Genomic DNA, 18,459 nt, shown 5'->3' with positions numbered 1-18,459 from the left:
AAATCCAGCTTTGTGGCGTTCATGCGCTAGCACAGGGTGGGCCGAGTCTCTGGAGCTGGTTACGGCAATTCGCGTCGCGGATGGATCAGGCGATGACCGAGCCAAATCAAGAAGGCCGCTGTTGCCATGCCTCCACCTATGGCGCACGCGCCGAGCCATCCCCAGCGGTTCCAAGCGATCGTGCCCCAAGCGGAGCCAATGGAACCGCCAAGAAAAGAACTGACCATATAGACCGTGTTAAGCCGGCTTCTCGCATTCGGCAACAGGCTATAGATGCGAGCCTGATTGGATACATGAACGCCTTGATAACCTAGATCCAGCAGAACGACCCCGATGAACAATCCCCAGAGGCGAGTTCCAAGCAGCCAGAAGGATAAATACGCGATTATGACGACCGTGCTCATCAATCCGATCATGTGCTTGGGACTGACGCGGTCGGCCAATCGACCGATTACGGAAGCCGTAGCGGCTCCGACGATACCAACCAGGCCAAATAATCCGGCTGCAGAGCTGCCGTACTGATAGTTCGGTCCTTCCAAGAAGAAAGTCAGCGTAGTCCAAAATGCACTGAACGAACCGAATACAAACGCCCCAATGAGCGCGGATTCTCGGAGCGTGCGCTGACTGGCAATCAACTGTCCTATGGATCGGATCAAGCCGAAGTACGAAAGTTTCATGATTGGCTGGCTAACAGGCAGATAACGATGCAGAACATACGCGAGCCCAAACATTAATGCGGCTGCGAATCCGAACATAACTCGCCAACTAAATAGATCCCCGATGAAACCCGCGACGGTTCGTGCGAGCAAAATGCCAATCAAAAGACCGCTCATTACATTCCCGATCGCTTTGCCTCTTTCGTTTTGGGGGGCAAGCTCCGCTGCAAACGGTATAATGATTTGCGGTGTCACGGTGGTGATACCGACCATAAAGCTTGCTATATATACCCATGTCAGATTTTTCGCAACCGATAGAGAGATCAGAGCCACTCCGACCGAGAGCAGAAGTACCGTTATCAACTTTCGCTTTTCAAGAATATCCCCAAAAGGGATAAAAATAAACAAACCCGTGGCGAAGCCGATCTGGGTCAGCATCGAGACCAAGCCGGAATATTGGTCATCCGCGCCAAATGTTTGCCCAATATCAGCCAACAAGGGTTGATTGTAGTACAAATTTGCAATGCCCAGTCCGGATGAAACCGCCATTAAAAGAACGAGCGTCGTGGAGAGTTGCTTCGGTTGTTCTGAATGTGGCATAAATTTCAACTCCTCTGTCGAAAAAAATGGTTTCTGGTGCGAAACTTCCTGTCAAATACGGATACTTCTAAGGAGGTCTGGAGTGCCTCCAAACAACGGATTTTTAGCGTATATATCTTAAGGCTAAGCCGAATTTTAGCAACAAAAAAACCCGCCTCTACGTATAGAGACGGGGTTGACCCGCGGTACCACTCTAATTCATTTCGTCGAAATGATCTCCTTCGATGGCCATCACCATCTATCCCTTTAACGGTGGAATTCCGTCTTGCCCTACTTTGTCGAGCAAGCTGTTCATAGACGACTTCAAAATGACGGACACTACCGTTTCGCACCTAACAACGGTTCTCTGAGAGGTCAAGTCACTTCTACTATTTCTAATCATAACATATGGATTTGGAATTAATTAATATAATAGCGTATCTTTTTCGATTGTCAATAACATTTAATCACCTGCAATCACCAAGTACTTGAATATGTAAAAATTCCAACAGTAACAGGGTGGACGGCCCCTAATACATATAAAACATATTTCACCTTACTCGACCTCTTTATCATTATTTTTTTATTGCAAATGCAACAAAATTAGGTTAAATTCAATGTATGCCATTTTTATTGCATTTGCAACAAAAATATGTGCAAAGGAGTTAACTATGAGGGAAATTCTTCGTGAAATTGGAATGATCGCAAGAGCATTGGATTCCATAAGCAATATAGAATTTAAAGAATATGACCTTACAAAAGGACAGTATTTGTACCTTGTGCGAATCTGTGAAAACCCGGGGATCATTCAGGAAAAGTTGGCTGAAATGATTAAAGTAGACCGGACAACCGCCGCTCGTGCCATAAAAAAACTCGAAATGAATGGTTTTATTGAAAAGAAAGATGATGAGCATAACAAAAAAATTAACAAGCTCTTTCCAACAGAAAAAGGGAAACATGTATTTCCTTTTATAAAAAGAGAACATGATCATTCAAATCGTGTCGCATTAGCGGGATTTTCCGAAAGTGAAGCAGAAACCATTTTCAATCTTCTGCAAAGAGTAAGAAAAAATATAGAAAAGGATTGGGAATTTGTGAAAAAGGGAAATAAGCGAACTTATTGATTAAAGGAGAGGCATATTCAAATGACCCTAACAATAAAAAAATGCAGCCATGAAGATTTACAAATACTTCAGGAAATAAGCATTGAAACATTTAACGATACATTTAAAGATCAGAATTCACCTGAAAATATGAAAGCTTACTTGGAAAGAGCATTTAACGTTAAACAGCTGGAAAAGGAATTGTCCAATAGTGCTTCGGAATTCTTTTTCGCCTGTTCCAATGAACAACTCGCAGGATATTTAAAGGTAAATATAAATGATGCCCAATCCGAAAACATGGGTGATGAGTCACTTGAGATAGAAAGGATATATATAAAGAGCAAATTTCAAAAACATGGGCTGGGCAAATATCTGCTAAATAAAGCTGTTGAAATTGCGATGGAACGTCATAAAAAGAAAATTTGGCTGGGCGTATGGGAGAAAAACGAAAATGCCATTGCTTTTTATAAGAAAATGGGGTTTGTACAAACAGGAGCCCACTCTTTCTATATGGGTGATGAAGAACAGATCGATTTTATAATGACCAAAACACTCGTATAACATTTCTCTGAGATGCATCAGGATTCCAACGGCTGAATTCCGCCTTTATCATAGAACACCGGTCCTTTGGACCAGGCCACAGCCAGATGCATTAACAGCTCTGTCTTTAGCCGTTCACGAATGGCGGATAGCTCCTCATCATGGTAGCGGTTCACCCATTCTCCCGGATCATCCGTCAAATGGTAGAGTTCCCCTTTCGTATCATCCACTCGCGCGGCCGCATCCCGGACAGAGCCCTCGATATACAAAATCAGCTTCCATTCCTTCGTTCGCCACATCAGTGCTGGCGCGGAATGCGGGGACGTTACGCCTTTACCGTGAAATTCGCAGAATGTGCCGTGTCTTCTGCTCTCCCCCAGCAGGTCAAATCCAGGCAGCATGGGATTGCGCGGCAATCCGGCCATCGCCGATAAGGTTGGAACCAGATCGACCAGCTCCGCCGACCTGTCGTCGACGGTACCCCGCAATTCAGAAGGAATGCGGGAGCCTGCCAGAATCATGGGCACGCGCACACTGGCATCATACAGATTATATTTGGAGAACCGGAACTGCCGCTCCCCCAGCATCTCACCATGATCGGAGACAAATACAATCAGCGCATTGTTCAATCTTCCCAGCCTCTCCAGCTTATCCAGGGCCAGGCCAAAATAGTGATCCAGCCATGAGCAGTTGGCCCAATAGCGCAGCGTGGTACGTCTGCGTTCCAACGGGCACATTTGCTGGAACACCGTTTTTTTATCCATATACGCCTGCCTGCTGCGAATGTTCAGCTCATCACTGGCAGCGAGGTGTGTGTCTTCTTCATCCAGCCAAGGCGGCTGCGGAATATCCGGGATATCTTCAATGGAATATAAATCCTCGAATTCCTTTGGCACATTAAAGCCGGCATGCGGCTTCAGGAAGGACAGATAAAAAAACAGCGGACGATCCGGGTCCACTCCTTCTTCCAGAAAACGCAGAGCCTGCCCGGCAACCCAGCCGTCACGGTGCTGCTCCATCGGGATCCGGCTCGTAAAACCGATGTAGCCGTGAATATTTTCCTCCCCGCTGCCGAAATGAGCCGTTTCCCTGCTGTAGGCGGCGAGATATTCGGGATGGGTATCTCCCATCATGACGGCATTTTCTTCATAATGCCCGCTTTCGCGCGCCAAGCCTACGGCCCTTACCTCGAATCCACGCGAGGAAGGAACCTCTGTATGTACTCCGTGATTCCAGTGCGTTTTGCCAAACCCCGCCGTCTGGTACCCCGCCTTGCGCATGAGCTCGGGCAGCGGGTCCGACGGCAGGCGCTCCTCGTCAAAGATCCCGCCATAGTTCGTTCGTACTCCTGTCTGGGAAGGGTAATAACCGAACATCATGGAGGTGCGACTGGGCACACACATCGGCGCCTGGCATACCGCCTGGCTGAACGTAATTCCTTCCGCCGACAGACGATCCAGATGCGGGGTATGGATATGCTCATTAAACTTCCCGATACAATCCCATCTCTGCTGATCTGTCATGAAAAATATGATATTGGGTTTGTCGTACGCCATTGTCCATTCTCCTTTCTTCTATTATATATGTATGGGGCTATAGAGACTCCTGCCCTACCCCTTAACGGAGCCAACCATGGCACCCTTGGCAAAATGCTTTTGCAGAAACGGATACACCACCATAATCGGCAGGATGGCGATGATCACCGAAGCCATTTTCAGCATTTCCGTCGGCGGGGTTTGCACGTACTGATCAGGACCCACCAGGTCAGTGGTCGATGAGTTCAGCAGCATATTTTGCAGCAGCACCTGGATCGGCCATTGCTTGGAATCGTTCAGATACAGGAGCGCGAGGAAAAACTGGTTCCAGTAACCGACGGCAAAAAACAGCCCGAAAGCGGCCAGTGCTGGCAGAGATAACGGCAAAATAATCCGCACCCATGTGCGGATGGCGCCGCTGCCGTCCATCGCCGCGGATTCGCTGAGCTCAGCCGGAATGCCATCAAAGAAATTTTTCATAAGCAGCACCGTCCAGCCGTTGGCAAGGGAGGGAATGATCAGGGCCCAAATGTTATTGATCAGCCCAAGCTCACGGATCAGCAAATAATTCGGAATAATACCCGGACTGAACAGCACGGTCAGCAGCACCATCAGCATGAGCCCTCGTCTGAAGCGAAGACGCTTCTGGGAGAGCGCGTAGGCAAAGGAGGAGGATACGACAAGGCTGCATACGGTTCCTACCGTTGCCAAAAATGCGCTGTTACCGATAGAACGCGGAAATGTCTCGGTCGAAAGCAGATACTTGTAAGCTTCAAAGGACCATTTTTCAGGAAAGAGCACAACCTTTTTTTGAAAAAACTCCCCCGGGTCCGTAAAGGACACCACAAGAACATAATAGACCGGAAAAAATGTGACAACAGCCAGCAAAGCCAGAAAGAGGACATTCAGCACCTGAAACAGCCTTTCTCCGCCGTTTATTTTCACGGTCATCCCCCTTTCAATATACGCCCTCTTCGCCCCGCTTTTTCACCAGTTTGTTTGTCAACACCACCAGCACCAGCCCTACAAGCGATTTGAACAAACCGACGGCCGTGCTGTAGCTGAAGTTTCCCTGTGTGATCCCTGTCCGGTACACATACGTATCGAACACCTCCGCAACCTCCGAAACCGCCCCGTTGTACATCAGGAAAATCTGCTCAAAACCGACATCCATAATATCGCCAAGCCGTAAAATCAGCAGCACGACGATGACTGGACGAATGGCGGGCAGCGTTACATGCCAGATCTGGCGCAAGCGCCCCGCCCCATCCATTCTTGCGGCTTCATAAAGCTGCGGATCAATACTGGCCATGGCGGCAAGGAACACAATCGTTCCCCAGCCGGCTTCCTTCCAGATAGACTGCAATGTGACCATGATCCAGAACGCATCCGGATTGGTCATGATATCGGTGCGCGGCCTGCCGGCCAGTTCGAGCAGATCATTGACCAATCCTTCGCCTTTGGCAAAAAGCAAAAAGGTCAATCCCGCAATAATGACCCATGACAGAAAATGCGGCATATAAATGACCGTCTGCACAATCCGCTTGTAGGTAGCGCTGCGCAGCTCGTTCAGCATCAAGGCCACAATGATGGGAAACGGGAAATACAGCAGCAGGTTCAGCAGACTGATGGCCAGCGTATTGCGCAGCATTAGCACAAAGTCCGGACTGCTGAAAAAGTCCGCAAAATGCTTGAACCCGACCCACTGGCTGCCCGCCATGCCCAGAAACGGAGAGTAGTCCTGGAAGGAGATCAGGATGCCCCACATCGGCACATATTTGAAAATGAGAAAAAAGAGCACGCCAGGCAGCGCCAGCAGATACAGGGAACGGTCACGCAGAAGGCTCGATTTCAGACTTGAGCGTCCGGATTTTCCGGCACTGAGACCTGCGGATGCAGCTGATACTGCAGGCTGCCCCTGCATGATACTCGCTTCTTGTTTATTCATGGCTGAATCTCTCCCAGCTTAAAGAGGTTGTTCAAAAAGTCATCTTTTGATCACGAAGGAAGTCAGGAAGCGGATTCGACATCGAATCTTGAATCCAGCCGGGACTAAGTTGATGCTTCCGAAGCATGTTTCCTGCGGAAACATTTCAGGTGCTCACGTACCCCAAGTACGCTCTGCTCCTCAGTCCCTAGCTTCATTCAACTCAAGCGTTTTGAAAAAACGCACTTCGGAAGCATAGGCTTCGGTGCTGAAAACCTGACTTTTTGAACTCGCACTTAAAGGCCGTTTCTTTTTTTGTAGGCCTCTGTCATTTCTACGCTCATTTTAATGAATTCAGGGTCCTGCTTCAGCGCTGTGACGAATGTATCCCATGCTTCAATTGGCTCACGTCCAATGATGATTTTGGACTTCAAGTCCTGAATCCGTTTGTTCAGATCAGGGAGCAGCTTTTGGCCAGTTGGAGACTGCAGCCCGGAAGCGATATTGGTCACACTTACTTTAGCGCGCTCCTGTTCAACCTGATCGAAAAAATCAATGGCTGCCTTTTCCTCATCCGTTTCTCCCGTATTTTCCGGCGGCAGTGTGATTACATTGACGATCTGATTGAAATCGGAGGCGTTATCTGCAATTAATTTCTCCGCGTTGATCACCTTTTCGCTGTTGGCATCTACTGTATAATGGGTTCCTTCAATTCCGTATTTTTGGATGGAATAGACATCCGGGTCCATCCAGTCATTAATCAACTGCAAGATGCGTTTCATTTTCTCCTCGGGAACGGATTTAGGAATCGCAAGAATCCCGTTATACCCGTCACTCTTGGATACGTAGCCGTTAATCGACGTTAATGGATAAAAATCCGTATATTTGAAGTCCGGGTCTACCTTTTTCAGGTCATCGGCATAGATTTTGCGCATCGTTCCGCTTTTGTCCACGATAATACCGGCTTTGTTCGCTTTAAACAGGTCGCGCGCCTGCGACTGAACCATGGACAGCAAGTCTTCGGGAATCAGCTTATCCGCATAGGCACGGGTCAAATATGCCAGAGAATCCCTCGTTTCCTGCAGCAGTGCCGTATATATGAGCTGCTGGCTGCCCTCATCCCATTTCCATTCCCCGTTAACCCCAGTGAAGGACTCATCAATGGTGCCGAGCACCGGCCCCACATTGCCTCCGCCCAAATCTTCGGGAGCGATGTAGGCCGCCAGGCCGACCGTATCCCTCTGCCCGTTGCCGTCCGGGTCCTGTTCTACAAAAGCCTTCATCACGCTGTACAGCTCATCCGTTGTCTGCGGAACCTGCAGTCCCAGCTTATCCAGCCAGTCTTTGCGGATAATGAAAAAAGAAACGTCATCCGGATCCCGCGGTCTTGGAATGCCGTAATTGCTGCCATCCGCTGCCTTGGTATGCTCCCATGCCACTTCAGGAATGCCATCGACCAGGTTGGGATAATCCTTGTAATAAGGAGCCAGATTCCAGAACGCCCCCTGATTCACCATGGTGGTAAACGTACTGCCGAAAGGATCATTGATCATGATCAAATCCGGAATATCGCCGGAGGCCAAAGTCAGGTTCAGCTTATCCTTGTAGACATTGTTGGCCACCCACTGGATATGCATTTTGGAATAAGTTGCTTTTTCGATCGCCTGCTTGATGACATTATCTTCCCCGGCGGGCGTCGCGCTCGGCGTTATCGTCATAATGCTCAGCTCCAACGTTCCATCGGCGGAAGCCTCTCCGCCAGAACCCGTTGACCCTCCACAGCCTGTAACCAACAGGACGGCCGTCAATAAAATAGCTGCTGCGGAAAATAACTTCGATTTTCTCAAGCTGGTCAAAGTCCTCATGTCATCTCACCTTTTCTGTAAACTCTCATCTGCCACAAAACTCCTTTAAAAAAGAAATGCGCACAATATAAGCATCCATCATGCTTGCATTGTGCGCATCTGGTTCGTCCAGTCTGCATTCCTATCATTCCGCTTGGATTTTTTTAGAGTATAAATGGACTTCATCCCGACTGTCAACCACTTTAAGAGGGAACCGCCACCCAATGATCTTTGCTAATTTCGATCATGCGCGAGCTCCCCAAGTGGTATTTGTCCGACACGCTTTCCTCTTCCGTGAGCTGTCTGCTTTTGAAGGACTCCATCTTCGGGTCCGGTACGGGAATGGCCGAAAGCAGAGATTTGGTATATTCATGCTGCGGATTGGCATACAGCTCTTCGCTTTCCGCGAGCTCTACAATTTTGCCTCCATACATCACGGCCACTCTGTCGCTGATATGCTTGACCATGGCAAGGTCGTGGGCGATGAAAAGATAAGTGAGGCCCAGCCGCTGCTGAAGATCTTCAAGCAGCTTCACAATTTGCGACTGAATGGATACATCGAGCGCCGAGAGCGGTTCATCACAAACGATAAATCGCGGCTCAACCGCCAGCGCGCGGGCAATCCCGATCCGCTGCCGCTGTCCACCGGAGAATTCATGCGGATAGCGATTGGCGAATGAGGTGTCGAGCCCGACCATGTCCAGCAGCTCCTCCACTCTTTTTCCACGCTGCAGCTTGCTGCCGTACAGCTTATGTATATCCAGAGCCTCTCCAATAATATCCTTTACTTTTCGGCGCGGATTCAAAGAGGCATACGGGTCCTGAAAAATAATTTGCATATATCTTCTCATCTGCTTCATTTCTTTGGCTGACAGGCGTCCGAGCGCCATGCCCTGATAAAGCACATCTCCTCCAGTGGGCTCATGAAGCCGCAGAATGGAGCGTCCGGTAGTTGATTTCCCGCTGCCCGATTCCCCCACTAGCCCGAGCGTCTCCCCTTCGTTGATGTAAAAGCTGATATCGTTAACCGCCCGTACCACCTGCCCTTTCCCCATATCAAAAAATTGCCTGAGCGCACGTACCTCGATCAATGGACGTTCACCCTTGCCGCTTAAACTCAGACTGGCTTGCCTCTTAGGCTTTTTGCTTTCGTGCAATCGCGGAATCGCGTCAAGCAGCTTGCGTGTGTAAGGATGCCGCGCTTTTTCAAATATGTCCGCAACCGTTCCCGACTCGACAATCTCTCCCTCCTTCATAACCGCTACCCGGTCGCACATTCCCGCCACGATGCCAAGATCATGCGTAATCAGGATGATGGACGTGCCAAACTGCTGCTGCATATGCTTCATCACCTGCAAAATTTGCGCCTGGATCGTGACATCAAGCGCGGTCGTCGGTTCATCCGCGATCAGCAGGGCCGGACGGCAGGCGAGCGCAATGGCGATCATCGCCCGCTGGCGCATTCCTCCCGAAAATTCATGCGGATACTGCTCATATCTCCTTTCTGGCTCCCGGATGCCCACAAGCTTCAGCATCTCAATGGCCTGCTCCTTCGCCTCCCTGTGAGAGAGCTTTCGATGCTTGATTAAAGTTTCCGCAATCTGCTCACCGATCCGGAGCGTCGGATTGAGTGAGGTCATCGGGTCCTGAAAGATCATGCCGATATCCCTGCCGCGGATGCTCTCCATTTCCGTCTGCGTTTTTTGCACCAAATCGTCCCCCAGAAAAACAATTTCACCGCCCTTGATGGATGCTGGCGGCGACGGCAGCAGCCGCATGATCGAGCGTGCGGTAACACTTTTACCGCTGCCTGATTCCCCAACAATTCCAAGCGTTTCCCCCGGAAAAAGCTCAAAGCTTACTCCACGCACAGCTTCAACCTCCAGGCTGCGAGCTGCAAAGGCTACGCGTAAATCCCTTATTTTTAAAATAGGTTCCAAACGAATCACCTGCCAAGTTAAAAGTTTCATCCGTTTTGCGAATTGTCTTGACTATCCACAAATGCCCAAATAAAATGTACTATATTCATCGGATTAGTACAATTTAATTTTGTAAGGAGGTGAAATCCGTTGGAATTATCCGCAGCAGCCACCAAAGCCTCTTCACCCTATTCCCAAGCGATTGCCGAAGCTTACGGGCAGATGATGCTCCATCCTGCCTACCGCTTCTGGCTTTTGTTGAGCGGCGCCCCGGTGAATCTCGTTGTCCTGCTGGTGCATCTGTATCGCAAAAGAACCTCTCCCGTACTCAGTCTGCGGGCACAGGTGGAAGCAGAGCTGCGGGCTGCAGGGCATCATGACAGACTCGTCACTGAGTTTGAGCAGCAGCTTATACATAGACAGCTTTTTTTCGGGCAGCAGCCCAGCAAGCGTGAAACGTACCGGGAAGTGGTTCAGAGGGCGGAAGTTCGGTTTCGGGAAATCGTCAACGAAGAGGTTACTCATCGGGCACAGGATAAACAAGCGAGTGAGTACAGCATTACGGACACATTCCGCTCGCTTGCGAAGCATCCGTTGTTCATTCTGTTAACCTTCATTCCCGGTCTGCTGATGTACAGCCTGATGCTGATTTACAGCAATCCTTATGTGAAGTTCGTATTCGAACGGTTGGTCATGACTTTCTTCGTCATCCTTGGCGTAGCGCTGCTGGTTTTCACCATCCTGTATCTGTCACCATTCGATCCGGCCGCCAACATTCTTGGCGAAACGGCAACTCCTGCACAAATTCAGTCTTTTAATTCATTGTATGGACTGGATAAACCTTATCTTACGCAGCTATGGAGCAGTATAAAAGGTATACTAACCTTTAATCTCGGCAGCTCGTTCGCTGGTAATGAAGAGGTCGTGCCCACAATCGCCAGAAAGTTTCCGGTAACATTTATGCTCGCAACCATCTCGCTTTTACTGGCGCTGGTAATCGCTCTGCCGATCGGCATCCTTTCGGCTGTAAAACCGAATTCCTTGTTCGATCACAGCTTTATGTTCATCGCACTGCTGGGCTTGTCCATCCCGAACTTTTGGCAGGGACTGGTGCTGATTCTGAACTTTTCGATTCATCTGGGCTGGCTTCCCGCAACCTATAATCCGCAAAATGCATTGTCCTTCGTGATGCCGGTCATTGTGCTCGGAACCGGACTGACGGCGGCGGTCGCCAGAATGACCCGGTCTTCCACGCTGGAGGTGATCCATGAGGATTATATAATGACAGCCAGGGCCAAAGGGCTTAACCGGTCGCAGGTGCTGATGAAGCATGCGGTCCGCAACGCACTTATCCCGATCATCACCGTGGTTGGCCTGCAGTTCGGCGCTATGCTGGGCGGAGCGGCCGTGACAGAGAAGGTATTCAACATCAGCGGGCTCGGCAGTTATATCGTGGATAAGCAGTTTATCCCTGATATTCCGGCCATTATGGGCGGGGTGGTGTACACAGCGATTACCATATCACTGGTCAATGTCATTGTGGATGTGATGTATGCCTTTATTGATCCAAGAATCCGTACAAAAATGAAACATTATTAAAGCAGGTGGAGTCCATTGTCCGAAAGACGTTTTACCCGTCACAAAGACGGGCTCAAGCTTAAAACATCCACGGAGTACAACCAGGCCGTCTTTGCCTGGATCAGCTCGCTCGTGGTTACACTGATTCTGCTGCTCAACAGCTTCAGCTATGACAGCCTTTCGCTAAAGCCGGTGGTGCTTACGGTATGTATGCTCTTTGCCTTCTTCACCCTGGTGCAGGCTGCCGTTACGGCAATGGTTCGCGCGGATCTCCTTCGTTACGGAGGCATCCGCCGCCGCACAAGGACGCTCGGTTATGTCCAGCTTTTGAGCATCGCCACAGGCAACATTTTTATCGTGGCCGCAGCATTTGGTCTTGTGAAAAAACAAAAAACCGCCGAGTATACTTTCGCCGTGTATATGCTGCTCACACAGCTTTTTGTGTTTGCTGTATCGGCCTTGAATCTGTTCAAGCCGTATGTGGCGGATGCCTTTCCCGCCGCCATGCTCATCCTGTGCGCTGTTGCCCTGTTTGATCTTGCAGCACTGCTCATCATTGCGAAGGCTGTACGAAAAAATGATATTGCCCCAGGGCTGGCATGGCTTTCGGTTCCGCTGATCCTTACTGCGATGACGGGGAATCTGTTCTCCCTGCTGCTTGGCATCATTTTGCTGGCGAAAATACGAGGCAGAAACGATCCGGCCGCCCCCAAATGGGAGGACATCGCAGAACGGATCACACAAAACATCGCCTCCATGCTGGGTATATTTTTTATCGTTTTCCTGTTCTCCATTTCCATCTGCAGCATATTCACCTTTGATTACAGTATGGCGGTGGTAAACAATTACAGTGCTATTTTGCAGCCTCCAAGTCTGGTATATCCGCTGGGAACCGACAACTTCGGCAGAGACCTGTTCTCCAGAATCATCTTCGGGGCCAGAATTTCGCTTGTTGTCGGAACGATATCCACCCTGATCCCGTTCCTGGCTGGCGGCATTCTGGGGGCGATCTCCGGATATTATGGACGGCATTCAGATAACATCATCATGAGAACACTCGACATCCTGTATTCCATCCCGGGCATTCTGCTGGCCATCGCCATTATCGCCGCTTTTGGCGCCAGTACGGTCAATCTGATTCTGGCCCTCAGTATCGGCGCTATTCCGACTTATGCCCGCACGATGCGGGCCAATGTCATGATGGTGTCCACATATGAGTTTGTTGATGCGGCCCGGGCACTGGGCTCGGGAAATCTGTCCATTCTGTTTAAGCACATTGTACCGAACTCCATGGCGCCCATGATCGTTAAAGCGACCTTGACCATCGGTTCGGCTGTCATCGCCACCAGCAGCTTAAGCTACCTAGGGCTTGGCGTGGAGCCGCATATTCCGGAATGGGGAAATATTTTGAAGCTGGGCAGCACCTATCTGGAAACCAACTCCTATCTGGCCGTGTATCCGGGTTTGGCCATTATCGCGCTGGTGCTTTCCTTTAATTTTCTGGGGGACGGTCTGCGGGATGCCCTTGATCCGAAGATGGCCTAGCTAAATGGAGCAGTTTGAGGATTTCATATTACATGGAATTTTAGTGAATCTACATATTGGGGGAGGAAACAAGCATGTACAAAAAATCGGCGGCTCTCGTAACTCTGGCTATAATACTTCTATTAACAGGCTGCTCCATAACGACCAAATCTGACACGGCCAACCCGACAGCAAATTCCGCTACCGAGAAGCCGTCTGCGAATACTGCCAATGGAGTGGATATCGAGCTGCTCGCGCAAACCTCACAGGAATCCGATGTCAACATCATCCGCGATCAGCTGACCAAAAACGGTTTTAACGTCAAGCTCAATTTGCAGCCTGACTACGGCAGCTTCAGCGCGCAAAAGGACGCCGGCAATTATGATATTGCCCTCTCGAGCTGGACGACGGTGACAGGCAACCCGGACTATGCCGTCCGTTCCCTGTTTAAAACCGGGGGCGACTACAGCATCCAGTCCGATCCGGAAATCGACAAACTGATTGATCAGGCTGCTTCTGAATCACCTGAGAAATATGCGGAAACGTACAAGCAGCTGGAGCAGCGTCTCGTTTTTGACCAAGCTTTCATTGCTCCCTTGTACATCTCGCTGAAGAGCCAGGCCGTCAATAAGGACATTCTGAAACCAGAATCCGTGCGGCTGTCCAAATCCCGTGCGCTGGCCTGGGAGGATATTGAATTTAACGATTCCTCCCGCAATGCGTCAGACCCTTTGGTTCTGACCCAATCGATTTCAACCCTGACGTCACTGGACCCGATTAAAGGCAATGATGGCTCCATTAATACGATCAACACAAATATGTATGTGCGCCTGATCAATCTGACAGATGACGACAAAATTACGGCTGACGGTTCCCTCTCCCGCAACTTCACCATCGCCGAAGGCAATTCGGAGTACTACTTTATTTTGAGAGATGATATTAACTTCGCCAAGGTAGAAAATAAAAAAGCGGCCAATTCCGGTGAACGGGTCGGTGCGGAAGACGTCATTTTCTCGCTGAACCGTGCCAAGGACCAGAATTCGGTGCCGGATCACCGGACATACTCACTCCATGAGCATATCAAGGCGGTTGAAGCCGTTACCGATCTGAATGCCTTGAGCTCTGTGCGTTCCGCAGACGGCGGTACCGTGCGTGATGCGCTGGAAAAAGGGCTGGGCGCCCCCATTTCCGCCCTGGTTGCGGATAAGAACAAAGCGAACAATGATCAAGGCAAATACCAGGTGGTTAAGCTGACGACTACTGAGCCATTTCCGCAGGTGCTGAACTATTTGGGCCATCAATCCGCCGGCATTGTATCCGAAAAGCAGGTCAAAAGCATCAACACCTACGATGTCGCCACCTTTGACGTCAACAAAGACATCCCTTACGGGGATCAAAACACAGTGACCGAAGGCGGAAAATACAACAATACGCTGTATGCCAGCGGACCATATATCCTGATTTATAAAAATGACTATGAGGCGGTTTTTGAGAAAAACCCGGCTTATATGCCTGGTACGGAAAATGAACCGAAAATCGCAAAAATTTCGCTCCGCTTTATCGTGGATGCTGACAGCGCGCTGTCAGCGCTCAGAAGCGGTGAAATTTACGCCTATTACGGAGTACCGGAAACCAAATATGAAATCGTAAAAAGCGATCCCAAGCTGAAGTTGCAAACGCTGGAAAGTAACGGTGTCACTTATCTGCTCTTCAATGTTACCGGCAACCGTGAGGTAAGCAAAAGTGTGGATTTGCGGAAGGCCGTCCTGTATTCGATCAATCAGGATGAAATCCTGCAATTTTATGAGGGGAACAAAATCAAAGCCGCATCGACGGTCAGCCCGCTGGTGAAGACCGGAAACGAGCTGACTGCAGATCAGGCAAAGGTGCAGGAGTTCTTGAACAATTATAAAAATCAGAAACCATAACTTTTAGTATCGCAAGCCTTCCCGGACAACAGCCTGCAGCTCAATCTCAAGCAGAGCGTTCATTGTCGTCCGGGAGGGCTCTTCTTTTCTACATATGAATCAATTCTTTATGAATCAGATTTAAAACAGACTCCAAATGCTCATTTATAAAGAAATGACCTCCGTCAATATGGTAAGTCCGCACTTCTCTTTTTGTATACCGGCTCCATTCCTTCATATCCGAATTTTTGGTCAGGTTATCTTGTCTTCCGTTCATTATTACCAGATCACAGTCTAAAATTTCTTCTCTCTTATTGCAATGATAGTTTTCCACAAGAGTAAAATCCGCCCGTAAAATCGGGATTAAAATTTCAAGTAATTCATTATGCTGCAAAATTTCTTTTGGAGTCCCTCCCATTTCAAGAATCTCATTGATTAACTCTTTATTTGGCAGATGATGGATGAATCTGTGGTTTTGACAATGAGGGGGATTCTTTCCCGATAAAAAGATAATTTTAGGTGCTCTATGTTCTTGTACCTGGATTTTATGGGCGATTTCAAATGCGAGTAATCCTCCCATACTATGCCCAAACAAAGCATAAGGCAGTTTATCTAATTCGTCTTTGATTTTTTCATATATATCATGAACAGCTTGTTCAATATCTGAATAGAACGGCTCTGAATACCTCTTCCCCCGGCCTGCCAGTTCAATCGGAACAATATGGATAGAAGGATGCAAAAAGGATTTCCACTTCATATATAATGCTGCTGAACCGCCAGCGTAAGGGAGACAAAAAAGTTTTATTTTCTCCATAGTTCCCCCTAAAGTTTAATTGCTCAATTCCCGGCCGGGAATTGAGCAATGTACATTGTCGTGACTTTCACTTAAACTTCTGACCTTACTGTAACCTGGTGCCGAAGATAAGGGATGAACGTTTCCTTGCCTTCATAACTTCGAAGGGTTAAGCCTTCCTCAGTATAGCTAATGATCGTATCTAAAGATATCGGAATTTTACCATTGATTGTAGTAAGCACATAAGTAGGTACTGCAAACCCGGTCGTAAATCCAACAAGGCCGCGAAGAATTTCGATTCCTTTTTCCAATGAGGTCATAAAGTGAGAGACACCTGTCACATTATCACAATGATAGAGATAATACGGCCTTACACGAATCTTTAACAGACCATGAAGCAGAGCTTTCATGGTTTCCAAATCATCATTAATACCTTTAAGTAAAACGGATTGATTCTGTACTGGAACACCATGCTTCAGCAGCAGATCGCAGGCTCTTGCCGATTCCTCTGTAATTTCTTTCGGATGATTGAAGTGGGTATTCAGCCAAATCGGATGATATTTCTCCAGCATCTCACAAAATTCTTTGGTAATTCGCTGAGGAAGCAGTACGGGATATCTTGTCCCAATTCTGATAATCTCCACATGGGGAATGCTTCGCAGACGGGATATGATATGCTCAAGCCGTTCGTCGGAATAGGTTAACGGATCGCCACCGGTTAATAACACGTCACGTATTTCGGGATGCTTTTCAATGTACTTAAAATCCTCTTCAAAGGACTCTGCTTCCTGACGCTCAAAATAAGTGCCGTTGACATCCGTTGTGTGATATTTGCGTGTACAATGCCTGCAATAGACGGAGCACTGCTCCGTAACCAGCATCACGATCCGATCCGGATACTTATGAATGATACGATTGGTGACCCGGTACTTCATATCCCCCACCGGATCTACGTCCGAATACATATTGGGGCTCAGTTCTTCAGCGGTAGGCAAAGCTTGCAGCCGTATCGGACAATTGGGGTCATTTGGATCCATCAAGGATGCATAGTAAGGGGTAACTGCCCAACGATAGAGTCCTTCACTTTTTCGGATCGCTTTTTCTTCTTCAGGACTTAGCTGAATATATTCTTGTAAAGCCTCAACTGTCTGAATTCGATTGCGAAATTGTGCTCTCCAATTATTCCAATCCCAATTTCCAGACATACCAAAATCCTCCTTTGGAAGGTGCATTTATTTTACCCCGAACTTTATCCCAAACTATCTCCCAGACTGGTCAAACTCATCCTCCGTCTTGTGTAATTCCCGATGCCGCAGGTTGGGTTACCGTACGCACAGAAGAGAAAATAATAAATATCGACGAACACATCAGACCAATAGCACCAACAATTAAGGTAGGCGTTGTACCTATAATTCCTCCCAGCCACCCTCCAAGAACGGCTCCGATCGGGACAACCCCCATGCCGAACATACGTATGGAAGCATTCATTCTGCCCTGCAGATTTGGAGGAGTAACGGCCTGCCGCAAGCTGCGTTGGTTAATGTTATACACAATGACCATCGCAGCATCGATCATATACATCACCATAATTAATATTACAGCCGGCAGTGTTGGCAATAAGGTGGCTACAGGGATGATTAAGGATACGAATCCTGCCACAAACAAGGAGAACACCAGCGTTTTACCAAGCCCCAGCCTGTTCGCCATAGGCCCCGCTATAAAGGCTCCCAGCAGCGCCCCTACTCCGGACATGGAGAAAATCAAGCCGATATAAATGGGGTCCAATGCCAAGGTTCGTGAAATATACAGGATGAAAATGGGCTCAATTACATAAGTGAACAGATTAAAAATCACGGTTCCTATCAAAATAGGACGAATGATATTGTGATGAAAAACAAATTTGGTTCCTTCGCGAATATCTGCCCACATATTTTGCTCGGTTCCCTCCGGAACCTTGATCGGAGCTTCCTGCTTTTTGATTAATGCAAGATACAGGGCCGATAATAAATAGGTCCCGACATTAAATATAATGGACAAGGGGGCGGATAAAACCTGAATCAATGCGCCGCCGATACTTTGTCCCACGACTGTGGCACTGGAGCTGCTGAATTCCAATTTACTGTTTCCCTCAACCAGCTCTTCGTTTTTGACCACCGTTGGCAGATATGAGGCGTGGGCTATCTCAAATATAACGGTATTGATTCCTACCACGGCTGCAATCACATAAAGGATAGGCATGGATAATATATTAAAATAGATGCTGATTGGGATGCCGATCAAAACAACTGCCCGCACGATATCGGCTATAATCATGAGCGGTCGCTTGGGCTTGCGATCCACCCATACACCAACAAACAAGCTGATCAGCAAAAAAGGCAAAAATTCGACAGCGGACAGAATCCCCATTTCAAGAGAAGAAGCCTCCAGCGTCAGCGCCGCAATTAAGGGAACGGCCACTGTTGTAATTTGAACACCAAATGATGATACAGTGTGGCCAAGCCAGAAATTCCTAAAATCCGGCTTTTTTAATATACCAAGTGAAATTCTGCTCATA

General features: G+C 48.4%; 14 protein-coding genes and 1 other annotated feature. Of the genes, 5 read left to right on the top strand and 9 right to left on the bottom strand.

Going from position 1 to position 18,459, the window contains the following annotated elements:
* Positions 1–59: 59 nt before the first annotated feature.
* The gene (locus ACI1P2_RS16380; protein WP_355320918.1) at positions 60–1,256 is read right to left on the bottom strand and encodes an MFS transporter; all 1,197 of its coding nucleotides are present in this window, start codon (positions 1,254–1,256) and stop codon (positions 60–62) included.
* Between the two features lie 162 nt (positions 1,257–1,418).
* Positions 1,419–1,647 (bottom strand) — a binding site (T-box leader).
* A 259-nt stretch (positions 1,648–1,906) separates the two neighbouring features.
* On the opposite strand from ACI1P2_RS16380, the gene ACI1P2_RS16375 reads away from it, so the two are divergent.
* On the top strand, positions 1,907–2,359 hold the full coding sequence (locus ACI1P2_RS16375; RefSeq protein ID WP_355320917.1) for a MarR family winged helix-turn-helix transcriptional regulator: 453 nt from the start codon (positions 1,907–1,909) through the stop codon (positions 2,357–2,359).
* Between the two features lie 21 nt (positions 2,360–2,380).
* Positions 2,381–2,899 carry a GNAT family N-acetyltransferase gene (locus tag ACI1P2_RS16370; RefSeq protein WP_355320916.1) on the top strand — a complete coding sequence of 173 codons (519 nt, stop codon included), beginning with the start codon at positions 2,381–2,383 and terminating at the stop codon, positions 2,897–2,899.
* Positions 2,900–2,916: 17 nt separating this feature from the next.
* Here the strand turns inward: ACI1P2_RS16370 and ACI1P2_RS16365 are convergent, their stop codons facing one another.
* The 5 genes from ACI1P2_RS16365 to ACI1P2_RS16345 form a co-directional block, all read right to left on the bottom strand.
* Positions 2,917–4,434: a sulfatase family protein gene (locus ACI1P2_RS16365; protein ID WP_355320915.1), complete on the bottom strand. Its 1,518-nt coding sequence runs from the start codon at positions 4,432–4,434 to the stop codon at positions 2,917–2,919.
* Between the two features lie 54 nt (positions 4,435–4,488).
* A complete protein-coding gene (locus ACI1P2_RS16360; RefSeq protein WP_408976250.1) occupies positions 4,489–5,364 on the bottom strand; it encodes a carbohydrate ABC transporter permease in 876 nt (291 codons plus the stop codon).
* 7 nt (positions 5,365–5,371) lie between these two features.
* Positions 5,372–6,361: an ABC transporter permease gene (locus ACI1P2_RS16355; RefSeq protein ID WP_408976249.1), complete on the bottom strand. Its 990-nt coding sequence runs from the start codon at positions 6,359–6,361 to the stop codon at positions 5,372–5,374.
* Positions 6,362–6,636: 275 nt separating this feature from the next.
* Positions 6,637–8,205, bottom strand: coding sequence for a type 2 periplasmic-binding domain-containing protein (locus tag ACI1P2_RS16350; protein WP_408976248.1), 1,569 nt, complete (start codon positions 8,203–8,205; stop codon positions 6,637–6,639).
* 182 nt (positions 8,206–8,387) lie between these two features.
* On the bottom strand, positions 8,388–10,124 hold the full coding sequence (locus ACI1P2_RS16345) for an ABC transporter ATP-binding protein (RefSeq protein ID WP_355320912.1): 1,737 nt from the start codon (positions 10,122–10,124) through the stop codon (positions 8,388–8,390).
* Positions 10,125–10,253: 129 nt separating this feature from the next.
* Between ACI1P2_RS16345 and ACI1P2_RS16340 the strand changes: the two genes are divergently transcribed.
* The 3 genes from ACI1P2_RS16340 to ACI1P2_RS16330 all read left to right on the top strand — a co-directional run bounded on the left by ACI1P2_RS16340 (position 10,254) and on the right by ACI1P2_RS16330 (position 15,133).
* Positions 10,254–11,702: an ABC transporter permease gene (locus tag ACI1P2_RS16340; RefSeq protein WP_408976247.1), complete on the top strand. Its 1,449-nt coding sequence runs from the start codon at positions 10,254–10,256 to the stop codon at positions 11,700–11,702.
* A 15-nt stretch (positions 11,703–11,717) separates the two neighbouring features.
* Positions 11,718–13,226 carry an ABC transporter permease gene (locus ACI1P2_RS16335; RefSeq protein WP_355320911.1) on the top strand — a complete coding sequence of 503 codons (1,509 nt, stop codon included), beginning with the start codon at positions 11,718–11,720 and terminating at the stop codon, positions 13,224–13,226.
* A gap of 74 nt (positions 13,227–13,300) precedes the next feature.
* Positions 13,301–15,133: an ABC transporter substrate-binding protein gene (locus tag ACI1P2_RS16330; protein ID WP_355320910.1), complete on the top strand. Its 1,833-nt coding sequence runs from the start codon at positions 13,301–13,303 to the stop codon at positions 15,131–15,133.
* A gap of 88 nt (positions 15,134–15,221) precedes the next feature.
* Here the strand turns inward: ACI1P2_RS16330 and ACI1P2_RS16325 are convergent, their stop codons facing one another.
* From ACI1P2_RS16325 to ACI1P2_RS16315, 3 genes are all read right to left on the bottom strand, one after another.
* A complete protein-coding gene (locus ACI1P2_RS16325; RefSeq protein WP_355320909.1) occupies positions 15,222–15,926 on the bottom strand; it encodes a thioesterase II family protein in 705 nt (234 codons plus the stop codon).
* A 71-nt stretch (positions 15,927–15,997) separates the two neighbouring features.
* Complete coding sequence (gene blsG / locus ACI1P2_RS16320) at positions 15,998–17,110, bottom strand: arginine 2,3-aminomutase (protein WP_355320908.1); 1,113 nt, start codon at positions 17,108–17,110, stop codon at positions 15,998–16,000.
* A gap of 76 nt (positions 17,111–17,186) precedes the next feature.
* Positions 17,187–18,458, bottom strand: coding sequence for an MFS transporter (locus tag ACI1P2_RS16315; RefSeq protein ID WP_355320907.1), 1,272 nt, complete (start codon positions 18,456–18,458; stop codon positions 17,187–17,189).
* Between the last annotated feature and the right edge of the window lies 1 nt (position 18,459).

It is taken from the genome of Paenibacillus jiangxiensis (genome assembly GCF_046098255.1).
GTDB classification, from domain to species: Bacteria; Bacillota; Bacilli; order Paenibacillales; family Paenibacillaceae; genus Paenibacillus; species Paenibacillus jiagnxiensis.
This window is presented reverse-complemented; position numbering and strand designations above follow the sequence as displayed.